The sequence below is a fragment of the Amphritea atlantica genome (assembly GCF_024347255.1).
Classification (GTDB): domain Bacteria; phylum Pseudomonadota; class Gammaproteobacteria; order Pseudomonadales; family Balneatricaceae; genus Amphritea; species Amphritea atlantica.
On sequence record NZ_AP025284.1, the window covers coordinates 614,019 to 626,733 of the forward strand.

8 protein-coding genes are annotated in these 12,715 nt (G+C 46.2%); 7 read left to right on the forward strand and 1 reads right to left on the reverse strand.

Annotated elements, in window-relative coordinates:
* Nucleotides 1-835 precede the first annotated feature (835 nt).
* The 7 genes from OCU43_RS02850 (at nt 836) to OCU43_RS02880 (ending at nt 11,389) form a co-directional block, all read left to right on the forward strand.
* A complete protein-coding gene (locus OCU43_RS02850; RefSeq protein WP_091360536.1) occupies nt 836-2,224 on the forward strand; it encodes a hypothetical protein in 1,389 nt (462 codons plus the stop codon).
* Nucleotides 2,225-2,479: 255 nt separating this feature from the next.
* Nucleotides 2,480-3,028: a dTDP-4-dehydrorhamnose 3,5-epimerase gene (rfbC, locus tag OCU43_RS02855; protein ID WP_091360534.1), complete on the forward strand. Its 549-nt coding sequence runs from the start codon at nt 2,480-2,482 to the stop codon at nt 3,026-3,028.
* Nucleotides 3,029-3,440: 412 nt separating this feature from the next.
* Nucleotides 3,441-5,696 carry a glycosyltransferase family 2 protein gene (locus OCU43_RS02860; protein ID WP_217647461.1) on the forward strand — a complete coding sequence of 752 codons (2,256 nt, stop codon included), beginning with the start codon at nt 3,441-3,443 and terminating at the stop codon, nt 5,694-5,696.
* Nucleotides 5,693-6,631, forward strand: a complete 939-nt coding sequence (locus OCU43_RS02865; protein ID WP_091360532.1) for a glycosyltransferase family protein — start codon at nt 5,693-5,695, stop codon at nt 6,629-6,631. The genes OCU43_RS02860 and OCU43_RS02865 overlap by 4 nt, the downstream gene beginning before the upstream one ends.
* Nucleotides 6,628-8,637 (forward strand): capsule polysaccharide biogenesis protein, encoded by a 2,010-nt coding sequence (locus OCU43_RS02870; RefSeq protein WP_091360531.1) that lies wholly within the window; start codon nt 6,628-6,630, stop codon nt 8,635-8,637. Before OCU43_RS02865 ends, OCU43_RS02870 begins: the two co-directional genes overlap by 4 nt.
* Before the next feature lie 401 nt (nt 8,638-9,038).
* Complete coding sequence (locus OCU43_RS02875; protein WP_245756616.1) at nt 9,039-9,821, forward strand: SDR family NAD(P)-dependent oxidoreductase; 783 nt, start codon at nt 9,039-9,041, stop codon at nt 9,819-9,821.
* Between the two features lie 2 nt (nt 9,822-9,823).
* Nucleotides 9,824-11,389 carry an LTA synthase family protein gene (locus tag OCU43_RS02880; RefSeq protein ID WP_091360527.1) on the forward strand — a complete coding sequence of 522 codons (1,566 nt, stop codon included), beginning with the start codon at nt 9,824-9,826 and terminating at the stop codon, nt 11,387-11,389.
* 16 nt (nt 11,390-11,405) lie between these two features.
* On the opposite strand, the gene OCU43_RS02885 is transcribed toward OCU43_RS02880, so the two are convergent.
* Nucleotides 11,406-12,704 carry a capsule polysaccharide biogenesis protein gene (locus tag OCU43_RS02885; protein ID WP_091360525.1) on the reverse strand — a complete coding sequence of 433 codons (1,299 nt, stop codon included), beginning with the start codon at nt 12,702-12,704 and terminating at the stop codon, nt 11,406-11,408.
* Between the last annotated feature and the right edge of the window lie 11 nt (nt 12,705-12,715).

Consider the following 12,715-nt stretch of genomic DNA (forward strand, 5'->3'; position numbering starts at 1 on the left):
GCAATGGATGGTTGAGGACGTACAGCTGGATTGGCATCTTTCCTGTACGCGCAGAGATTTCAGTCATAGGCGACGTCGAACTAAAAAGGAGCAGTTCCAGGTCTGGATGGACAAGCTGATCCTGTTGACGAAATGGCCGCATCAGGGCAGAACAGGATCGCCTACCCAGTCTTTTGTCCATCATGCCACGGCTTCATTGAATGTGTCAGTGGTAATTGCTGGTCGGTTAAGTGAGGCAGTCTTTGAATCGGTACCGGTTATTTAGCATTTCTGTGCTACGAAACATAACGCTATAGGATTTATTGCTTTGAAAAAGACTCTGAATCAGTTTTGAATTAGCGTGTTACGGCCTGTTAACGGTGATCGTATCAACTTGCTGGTAAAGCTGAATTAGCCTCATAATTACCTTATGACGGGTAGCAATTTCCTGCCAAACAGCAACCAACAATGTTAGTATTGGTTGCTGTGTTTTGCAGGGGAGGCTGTGTGTGAACTCTCTTAGCCTGCGACTGGCAATGGGCTGGTCTTTAGCTTTGTAGATCATGATCTGAAAGTCACTGATCATGCGATCTTTTAAGGAAATAATGATTGTGTGATTCATATGCAAAAAATAGTATTTCAAGTGCTCGTGTTGTTAAGGATTTCGTTTTTTGAGGTTGTAACCGATATGCTTAAACTTTGTAAGGAAGGAGAGTTCTGATGTTTTTTGTATTTAGGTTTCAGGCTATGAATAGGTGTAGCTAATCTTAGAGTGCTGGTGTGTTTAAAAGTAAGCTTTTATACGTCAAGTAATGGTTTTTCGTGGTGTTGTTTTCTGTTTTTGGTAGAGATTTTTATGATTCGAAAAATATTTGATAAGTATAAGGAAGGGAGGACCTTTTCCAAGCCCCGACTTAGGGGGAGTAACTTATGCTATTCTGATTACGATATAGTTATCCATATCGGTGCCCCAAAGACAGGCTCTTCAGCACTACAGGCATTTTTTCTTAATAATAGAGATGCTTTGCTTTCCTGCGGTTATTACTATCCTGAGCATGGTGTTGACGACAATAATGTGTCTGGGGGCCACTCTGTAGTCGGTGTCAATCTGATTAAGAAAGATTTTATTTCTGCATCCCGTTTTGTCGATGAGTGGGTTGTTCAGGCTAAAGAGAGAAATAAAACGCTATTGATTTCTGCTGAATCTCTTTATTCAAAGCCTCGGATGTTGAAGTCGATATTGGAAAATTATCGAGTTGGAATAGTAGCCTACTTCCGCGATCCTATAGAGTTATTGATTTCTAATTATAATCAGGCAGTAAAAAGGCATTTTGCTACTATTGACCTTAAAGGCTTTGCTAAGAATGTCCTTGTAAATGAAAGTGATGGTTATTCCGGGCTTATATTCAGCCTGTGGGCAGAGTGCTTTGGTAAAGATAATGTTTGTTTATTACCTTATGGTGAAGGTTTTTTTCCAGAAGGTAAAATTGAATTTTCATTTCTTGATTTGTTAGGTGTATCAAAACTTCAAAGAAAGTCTTTCAAGTATCATAGTAAACGAATCAATGTTAGCTATACTAGTGGTGCTTTGGAGTATAAACGGCTAGTTAATTGTTTGTTTGATAAAGATGAGTCGGATTTTTTTAGAAGAGTGGATAACTGTTTGCAAAAATATTCGGATCTAAATAATAAAGGAGCGGAAAAGCCTATACTTCTCTTGGGTGAGGATGTTTTTTTTGCATTGATTGAAAAGTTTAAGTTATCTAATAAATATCTAATTGATAATTTTTTTGGGGGAGTGGCTGGCGATTTTCTATCTTATAACGATCAGTATGATATCGGGGAAGAACTGTATATAAAAAATAGTTGCCTTAGTGATGTCGTACAGACAGCATTCAATGATTGCTCTGAGTTAGTAGTGAAAGTTAGAGATAGAGTTGGCAAAAGGCTTGCTGAAGGCCCAGCAAATTATGCCATTCTTAAACTCGCTGATCTTTTAGATGTTGAGTTTAATGAAGGAAACTATCGAGGGCATTTTTTTAATGAAGGCCAAATGAAAGTGCTTCTGTCTGATAAATCTAAAGAGGCTGATTTATTAAGGGAAATTGCTGTTTCTCTAGAACGTGACGCTAAATATAACGATGCTTATCAGGTTATATGCCGGGCGGCAGATGTCAGAAAGGATGGTGTCGGAATCTTTAAAATAAAAGATCGATTGGAGAAGATTTTAGAGAATAAACAGTAATATGCTCTTTTATGTAGTGCGGTTTTATTTCCTTGGTTTTCAGCGATACTGTCTGTGTGATTGATGCTTGTTGGTAAGGCAGCTTGTCGTCTGCCAAATGCGTACCAACAATGTTAGTATTGGTTGCTGTGTTTTGCAGGGCAGGCTGTGTGTGAACTCTCACAGCCTGCGCCTGGCAATGGGCTGGACTTTAGCTTTGTAGATCTTCATCTGAAAGTCACTGGTCTTGCGATCTTTTAAGGAATGAAACTGAGTATGAAATACGAAAAATTGGCGATTCCGGATGTCGTATTACTAACCCCACAGGTCTTTGGTGATGAAAGAGGTTTTTTTCTTGAAACCTACCGGCAGAGTGAGTTCGAGGCTAATTGTGGCGAGTATACATTCGTTCAGGACAACCATAGCAAGTCGTTGAACGGGATCTTGAGGGGGCTTCACTATCAGTTGCGAAATCCCCAGGGAAAATTAGTCCGCGTTACCCGTGGTGAGGTTTATGATGTTGCCGTTGATATGCGCAAGGGGTCAGCCACATTCGGCAAGTGGGTTTCGGCGACACTGAGTGAAACAAATAAGCAGTTGTTATGGATCCCCCCTGGGTTTGCTCACGGTTTTTATGTCACCAGTGAGGAGGCAGAGTTTCAATATAAGTGTACTGACTACTATGCACCTGGCGATGAGTACTCGCTCTTATGGAATGATCCTGCTTTGGGCATCGACTGGCCCGTGACCGGTAGCGGGCCTGTTCTTTCTGAAAAAGATTCAGCTGGCGACTTGTTTAAGGATGCCCGCTATTTTGAGTTGTGACTGAAGGTCGTAGGCGTATAGATGAATAGAGTATGCTTGTTAGGATCTACCGGCTTCATTGGCAGAAGCTTGTCCTTCTATTTTAATCAGATCGGTGTTGATAACTTTTTCTTTGAAATGGAAAATCAGCCCCCTTTCGATATGAGTCAGCTGCGATTTAAAGATAGTAATGTGTTACGGCAGGGTATTAACAGAGCGTTCCTTCAGTTTGTTGTCCATTTGTCGGGTTAGGTTGAACGCTTAAAACAGGTAATAAAGTCACAATAAGTATTTAGAATTTTTTTTATATTTGCAGTATTAGTTAATATTTATCGATTTTTGTTGTCAGGTAATGTTGCGCTTTTGATATTTGTCTTGCGGTATTTTTTATTGTTCTGTCTCCGTGACTGCAAGTAAGGTGTGAATAGGTTGGGTGGGTATCATTAAAAGTTTAAGTATATTTCGTTTTGATTTGCGACTTAGTCCAGCGTCGGCTATTAAACATTTAAACTCAGATAGCGGCGAATATGAATGGGAATCAACAGATACTGATCCCCAGTTTTCTGTTAAATTGCGCTTCCCGATGCGGGGATGGTTTATGCTCGAGGTTGCCCTACAGCATAATCAGCCCAGTGTGGTAACGAAACTCTATCTTGATTGTGGTAAAGGTTTCTCTGAAGAGCATGTATATTCGCTTCCGATTAAGAATGGAAGGGTCTCAAAAAGGTTAGTTTTTTTGCCTTTCGGTGTAAAAAAAATACGTTTAGATCCTCTTGAATCTGAAGGCGAGTTTAATATTCGACACGCCAGACTTATCTGGCTCACTTCTGCCTTTGCCGAAGAGCGTTTGTTGCACCGTCTTATTAACATGCACTACCGATTTCGTGAGCAGGATCTGAAGTGCGTACGCCGGGAGATAAAAGCCAGCGCTAAAGAGAAAGGATGTCCGGTACGGGATCATGCTCTGCAATTATATAATCAAACATTTATAAAGCGACCCACTCGTCGGGGTTACCAGGATTGGATAGAGTGTGAAGAGCAGAACCATCATCAGCAGTTTGCTCTGCTCAGCCAACAGTCGCAATCTGGACCGCTGATCTCTATTCTGCTTCCGGTTTATAACACGCCTGAAATTTTCTTAAGGGAGTGCCTTGATTCTGTTATTACACAGCGATACCAGAACTGGCAGCTATGTATTGCGGATGATGGCTCCGACAAGAGCCATGTCCGGCAGGTTCTTGATAGCTATGCGGCTAAGGATAATCGCATAACGGTATGTTATAGAGAGGAAAATGGCCATATATCTGCTGCAAGCAATAGCGCGCTCGAGTTGGTAACTGGCCGTTATATTGCGTTGTTGGATCATGATGACTGTTTATCAGAATTTGCGCTGAGCCGGGTCGTCGATGCTCTCAATAAAAATTCTGCAGCGCGATTATTGTATAGTGACGAAGATAAAATCGATGCAGATGGCTTCAGGTTTGATCCCCATTTCAAACCCGAATGGAACTACGATCTCCTGCTGGCGCAGAATTATATTGCCCACCTGTCTGTGTTGGATACTGACCTGGTCAGAGGTGTCGGTGGGTTTAAGACTGGGGTTGAAGGTAGTCAGGATCATGATCTGCTGCTGCGGTGTATTGCGCACCTCTCTCCGGACGAAATCGTCCATATCCCCCACATTTTATATCACTGGAGGTCTATTGAGGGGTCGACTGCCTCTGCTGCTAATGAAAAAGACTATACCAGTGAGGCAGGTTTGAAAGCGGTTTCTGAGTATTGCAGACAATATCACCCGGGGGCCTCTGCTGAACCGGGCATCGTACCCAATACCTATAAGGTTTGCTGGCCAGTTCCTGAGCCCGCTCCTCTTGTCAGTTTATTGATACCGACCCGGGATAATGTTGAGGTATTGCGCTGCTGTGTAGACGCTATTCTGCAGCTGACGGATTATAAAAGCTTCGAAATAATCATTCTTAATAATCAGAGTAGCTGTGAAGAGACGCTTGAATATTTAGAACGGATCACGACGGATCCCCGGGTTACAGTGGTTAACTGGGACTATCCATTTAACTATTCATCCATCAACAATTTTGGCGTAACCAAAGCACGCGGGTCTGTTATCGGGCTTCTGAATAATGATATTGAACCGATCAATCCAGGCTGGTTAACCGAGATGGTTAGCCTTGTTTGCCGGTCCGATGTCGGCTGTGTTGGCGCAAAACTGTATTACCCTAATGAAACTATCCAGCATGCAGGCGTCATTCTGGGTATTGGCGGCGTTGCTGGTCACTCCCATAAATACTATGAACGTCATGAGCATGGGTATTTTTCCAGATTGAGACTGGTGCAGGAATTATCAGCAGTTACTGGCGCTTGTTTATTGATACGCCGGTCTGTTTATGAAGAAGTGGGTGGCTTAAACGAGGCTAATCTGGCTGTTGCTTTTAATGATGTTGATCTGTGCCTGAAAGTGAGAGCCGCTGGCTATAAAAACATCTGGACCCCTTATGCAGAACTCTACCATCATGAATCTGTATCCCGCGGTGCTGATGACTCTGCAAAAAAACGCAAAAGAGCAAAGCGTGAAGCGGAATATATGCGAAAGCAGTGGGGAGAACAGTTATATCAGGATCCAGCTTACAATCCAAATCTGACCCTGGTTCATGAGGACTTTTCGTTGCGATGAAGCCCGATCAGAAAGTCGCTTTTGTAGTTGAAGAGTCGATAAATCCCTCATCAGATTTTTTTGTGATACCTGAGCTGAAAAGACGGGGGTATGAGATCAGACGATTTGGCTTCGACAGCTGTCCCGCAGCAGGGGACGCAGGCAAAAGTATTGTCGTCTTTGTTCGCTATGTGCCCCGGTGCTGGAAGTTATTCATTGATCGTCATCGAGAGCATTTTGATCAGATCATCTACTTTATGGACGATGATCTTCTGAATCCGGCCGCGCTGTCAGGGTTGCCTTTACGCTACCGGTTTAAGCTGGTCCGCTATGCTTTTCTGGCCCGAAACTGGTTGCAAAATCACAATGCTTGTTTCTGGGTGAGTACACCTTACCTGCAATCGGTTTATAGCGCGTTTGAACCTGTTCTTGTTGCACCGGTTCCTCTTCCTGAGAAGCCCGGGCCGTTGACGATCTTTTATCATGGTTCATCCTCCCATAATGCAGAGATTCGTTGGTTAGTGCCGGTCATCGAGGAGGTATTAAGGCTCCGTGAAAATACCGTTTTTGAGGTGATTGGCAACACTGAGGTGCGTAAATGGCTGAAGGGATTAAGCCGGGTAAATGTGTTGCAGCCAATGAACTGGTCTTCCTATCAGGCGTTAATCCTACGGGGCGGGCGGGATATCGGCCTGGCTCCACTGCTGGACTCCCCGTTTAATCGGGCGAGATCCCATACAAAATATTTTGATATCACCGCTGCTGGGGCCGCAGGTGTGTTTGCAGATGACCCGGTATATACCTCATATATCGAACACGAATCGAATGGAATGACCATCGCAATGGATAAGTCCGAGTGGGTCTGCGCAATAGTGGATCTGATCGATAACAAAGCTAAGCGCATAGCGCTACATTCAGAGGCCAAATCTCACTGTTTCAGGTTAGGGCAGACATGAGCTGTGTGGGCGTTTTTTCCGGCCAGATATTAAAAATTCCCTATCTGTCTGAGATATTGGATGCTGACGTTGTCCGTGTGGGAGCATTTAATAAACCTGCCTGTGATTATATTGCCGGATGGGGACTGAAACCCACCTCTGCCCAGGCCCGCAGGCATGCCCGCAGGGAGAAACTACCCTATATCAGCCTGGAAGATGGTTTTATCCGTTCGCTTGAACTGGGAGTGGATCGCGTCCCTGCTCACAGCGTAATCGTTGATTATAGTGGAATATATTATGACTCCAGCCGCCCCAGTGATCTGGAGACACTGATTCTCTCAACCGAGTTTGATGAGAGTCTGTTGCAGCGTGCGGCACGGTGTATCGATCTCCTCAGTTATCACCGGTTATCAAAGTATAATCATGCCCCGGATATTCTCCCCGAGCGCACTGGTCAACACACAAGAGTCTTAGTGGTTGACCAGACTGTTGGCGATGCATCTGTAGTTTATGGGGGCGCCGATCCAGATACCTTTATTCGCATGCTGGATACTGCGATTGCAGAACACCCGGAAGCCGAGATCTGTGTAAAGGTTCACCCTGATGTGATTGCGGGCAAAAAAAAGGGTTACCTGCTGAGTGCCGCCCTGACACGAAATTGTGTGGTTCTATCTGAGGATATCTCTCCCTGGGCGTTGTTAGATACAGTGGAGCATGTTTATGTTGTTACCAGTCAGATGGGGTTTGAGGCTCTGTTAGCGGGCAAACAGGTGAGTTGTTTTGGTTTGCCCTTTTATTCTGGCTGGGGGCTGACCAACGATTTTCTCCATTGCGAACGGCGCGGCGTGAGCCGGAGTCTGGAACAGGTTTTTGCAGCGGCTTATCTGCTCTATCCACGTTATATAAACCCCTATACTGGTCAAAGATGTGAATTGGAAGATACGATCTATTTACTCAGTGATCAGAAGCGTCAGCGGGATCGCTATCGGGGCCAATGGCTTGCTGTTGGATTTTCTCAGTGGAAGAAAGGGTTTGTCGGTCGCTTTCTCGGGACATTTGCCCGCACGGCTTTTATTCGCAGGGCGCGTTCGGTCAAGCAACATTTAACGCCATCTACGCGGGTGCTTGCATGGGCCAGCTCATTGAGCACCGAGTTGTCAGGAATCTGTACTTCTGCGGGTATAGAGTTATGGCGGATGGAGGATGGCTTTGTAAGGTCAACAGGGCTTGGGGTCGACAGAGTGAAGCCCCTGTCGCTCGTTTTAGATTCGGTGGGCATCTATTATGATTCATCTGCCCCCAGTGATCTTGAGAATATGCTGAATAGTATGGATGTCAGCCGTTCGTTAACAGAGCGTGCACAACGGGTACGTCAGGCGGTCGTTAAGTTAAAACTGTCAAAATATAATGTGGGCGATACGTTAACGCTGTCTCTTCCAGAAGCCCGGAAGATTATTTTGGTGCCGGGTCAGGTTGAAACTGATGCCTCAATCCTGCGGGGCTCTTCCTCTGTCAAAACCAATCTTGAGCTTCTGCAGAGGGTGCGTAACCGCAATCCTGATGCATATATTATCTATAAGCCCCACCCTGATGTGATTAGCGGTGGTCGCTATGGCGAATTAAAGGCCAGTGCGGCTGCATCCCTGTATGATCTGGAGCTTAAAAATGCATCTATAGCAGACTTGCTGGACAGTGTTGATGAAGTTCACACAATAACCTCGCTGGCCGGGTTTGAAGCCTTGTTACGAGATGTGAAAGTGTTTACATACGGCTTGCCTTTTTATGCGGGCTGGGGACTGACCGAGGACGCCGAGGCTTCAGAACGGCGACAACGTCATCTCACCCTGGACGAGCTGGTGGCGATAACACTAATCGTTTATCCGGTGTACATCGATCCTGTCTCGGGTGATCAGGTGAATATCGAGACTGTTATCCAGATACTTAACCAGAGCAGGAACAGCTGTTCAGATGCAGATATAAAAACCAGACTTTATCGGGTGTTCAGAAATACCTTTCTGAAGTGCTAGTTTGTGATAGCCGTGCATTGTGTTAATTGGAGGCGTGGGTGAAAACGTGTTATGTACATATAGGGATGCCAAAAACCAGCACCTCTCCGATCCTGGATTACCTGAACAACAGGTAATACAGAGTCCAATTAAGGGCTGATTTTTCATATCCGGAATACCCTCTTGTTGAAAGGCTCATCGGAATGATCAGGCCAGAATACTTAATACGGGATGTAAAAGGGGGGAATCCCGAGGATATCGTACTATTGGTACATTCGTTAAAAAATCAGATCTCAGATATGCTCAGGGATCGCGAAAAGCAGCAGAGTTAGTCTGTTTTTAATGCAGACTGCTATGTGTCATCAGTTAAATAACAAAAGACCCATTTATCATGAATATAACACCTGAGGAGTATGACGCCCGTGCGTAACACTGTTAAAACGCCGCAAGTTATCCTCATTACCGGTGCCACTGGCGCAATCGGAGGGGCACTGGCAAACTATTATGCAGAACCGGGTGTTATATTGCATCTTCATGGACGTAATCCGGCAGGACTGGAGCGCGTAGCGCAAGAGTGCAGGGCGGCGGGTGCAGAAGTGATGACTTATCGCAATGACCTTTCTGATACTCGTTCTTTACAGCCATGGCTGGAACAACTTGATAACAAAAGCCCGCTGGATCTTTTTATTGCCTGTGCGGGTATGAATATCAATATAGGTGACGACCTGTCGGGAGAGAAGCCCGCCGAAATGGAAGCGTTACTCGATCTCAATGTAAAAGTGACTCTGCTGATGGCGGGTCAGGTTGCCACGTTGATGCGTCAGCGTGGAACAGGGAAAATCGCCTTGATGAGCTCTCTTGCGGCTTACCATGGGCTACCTGTGACTCCCAGCTATTGCGCAAGTAAAGCGGCAGTTAAAGCCTATGGTGAGGCCTTGCGTGGCGGACTAGCCCCCCTGGGGGTTGGGGTAACGGTTATCATGCCTGGTTATGTTGCGTCTGAAATGTGTTATGAGATGCCGGGGCCCAAGCCATTTCTTTTGCAGCCTGAACAAGCGGCTGAAATAATCGCCAGAGGGTTAATCCGTAATAAAGCCCGGATAACATTCCCCTTTCCATTGAATATCGGTTGCTGGTTTCTTTCAGTGCTGCCATATGCCGTGTCGGGGCGGATCCTGGCGCTGCTTGATTACCACGGAAAATAACGGTGTCGAATCTGTTTACCCTAATGTCCTTTAGTGGACAACTGACCTCTGCCATCGCTGTGGGGCTAAGTGCATCTTTGCTGTTTGAGTTCCTTCTGCTGGTGCCTCGAAGTTCAGTCTGTTTTAAAAGAGGTTTTACGGGCTATTTTGTCCACAGTGCAAGTTGGTTGAGTTTTTTCTTTGTGTGTCTGTTGCTGTTTCAGCGTCCATGGTTTGCCGTTTTATTGACGACTTCATTTCAGTTACTCTTGCTGGCGGTTAACTTTGTTAAATATCGCTCACTCAGAGAGCCCTTTATTCTGCAGGACTTTGAGTATTTTTACGATATGATCAGACACCCACGTCTCTATCTGCCTTTCTTTGGTATCTGGAATGCGATTCTGGGGGCCGCAATGTTTATTGCCCTTGTATATGGCGCATTAATGTTGGAGACGTCGCTTCTGAACGTGGTGGCCCTGAACACCTTTCTAGGCGTAATTAGTGTGTTTTTGGCGCTGTCACTCTGGGCCCTCTATATGGCCGCTGAGAGGTTGCCGTTGCCCACACTGAGACCCGAAGATGACCTGCGTATATACGGTTTGTATGCCAGTTTCTGGGGGTATTTTCTGGCATTCAGGCGGACGCCAAAGCTCTCGCCACATGCCGTTTATGATGCAGCAGTCGGTGTTGAAACCACTAATGACCTGCCCGATCTGGTGGTGGTTCAAAGTGAATCTTTTTTTGACCCACGGGTGAGCTATCCCTCTGTACAGAGCAGTGTTCTGCAGCACTATGACCGGGTGGTGAAACAGTCACTCTCTTTTGGGCAGTTGAAGGTGCCTGCATGGGGGGCAAATACGGTACGTACTGAGAGTTCATTTTTAACCGGTCTGCAGCCAGAGCAGATGGGGATTCATCAGTTTAATCCGTACTGGTATCTGTCACGAAACCACTTACCCAACCTGGTTTCCAGGCTGAAATCGCTGGGATACAAAACTATCTGTATTCATCCCTATCCGGTTGAGTTTTATCGCCGGGATCTGGTGTTTCCTAAGCTCGGTTTTGATCAGTTTATCGATATTGGCGGGTTCAGTGCCGGAGCAAAAGATGGGCAGTATATTAGTGACAGGGCGGTGTCTGAAAAGGTGAAACAGGTGCTTGGTGAGGAGAGAGGCCCCTGTTTTGTATTCACTATTACAATGGAAAACCACGGGCCTCTGCATCTGGAATCGGATGAGGGTATCGATACTACTGCGTTCTATCGGGAGGCACCATCTGCTAAGTCCAGCGACCTGACGGTTTACCTGAGGCATCTCAAAAATGCCGATCAGATGATTGATCAGTTAACGCAATACCTGTCGTCCAGAGCCCGGAAGAGTTATCTGTGCTGGTATGGTGATCATGTGCCGGTGATGGCTGAGGTTTATAAACAGATGGGGGAGCCGGTTGCTGAAACCCCCTATTTTATCTGGTGTAACCAGATTGCAGAACAGCAGGGCGGCAAGCAGGATATAGGCGTCGATCAGTTGTCGGTTGAGCTTTTTGAGCGTACAGTTTTATGCCGCGCTGTAAAAACCGCGATCTCCTGACATTGATAAGCGGTAATTAGTTGCAGTCTGCACCTTCCTGAGGCTCTTGTGCCGGGATCAGTACCTGCTGTGATTCCAGTGGATAGCTTCCAAAGAGTGTTTGCAACGGCGATCTGTTCATCAGTAAGCGCTCGATAGATGAGTCCACACCGATCTCCACGCCTTCGCGGGAATAAAACCCACCATTTATCTGCGTTGTATGGCGAACCACTTTGCGGAAAGAGTGGAACAGGTGCATATCAGGTCGCTCTGTATCGCACCAGAACTGATCAAGGCTGCAACGGGATGTCAGACCGGGGATATTATATACAGGGTCTGCAAGGGCAATTGTTCTGCACTTGTGGATGAGGGAAGATGTGCCCACTGTGCTGTTGACGACGATTGTGCCCTGACAATGATCCAGCAGAGTTGGTAAGTGGCCACTTTCAAGATACACCGTTCTATTACAAATGTTCAGCTCTTTCTCTAATCGCCTGATCAGCTTTCTGTGGTTGGAAAAACCGGTATCCAGTGGGTGGTTCTTAATCACCAGTAAGCTGTTTTCCGGGGCGTGATGGGCGAAAGATGTCAGCGTGTATCTAATGACTTCCGCCATGGAGTCAAACGGGGAATGTGTCTGAATCTGACTGTCACTGTCAAGCTGTAATGGCAGTAAGAAAAATGCCGATTGCTGATCGATCAGTGTCTGAATCGTTTTTTCATCGCGCTTTTCATACCAGGGCATAATTCCGAGCCGGACCGCCCACCCCAATAGTTCAATCCCGGAAATATAGGGGCGGTGAGTTTTATAACCAGGATAGAAGAGGCAATTCAGCAGGCCTGGCAGATGATAACCGATCTCATGCAGGGCCAGCAGAGCCACGGGTGTTCTGACCGGCTTCGTCTCCTCCAAAGGGGGCAGTTCTGCCGCTACCAATCTGTACCAGTCTGAATCCTTTGGTAACGGGGAAAAACCGTTGATGCCATCCTCCTCCAGCGTCAGAAAGTTTGGCCGCAGGTAGCCCTCCTCAAATACGTGCAGTCTGATATCGTGTTTCTTGGCCAGCGCGACAGCGGGGGCGTTTACGGGCCGGGTATCGCCCACCATAATGATATCGGTGATCTGGAGTTCAATCAGTTTGTCTTCAAGCCAGGCGGGGAGTTGAGAAACATCTTTACGGAACTGCAGCGATGGCTTGGCGCGCCAGTAAACGTAATCCCCCATGTTAAAGTTGACACGGTAGACCCTGGCTCCCCTGGCCAGTAATCTGTCCCCCAGTCGGGAAAAGAAGGGGCTGGTGGGACCCTGAAGAAAGATAAAATTGCGATTATCCATCTACATCAATA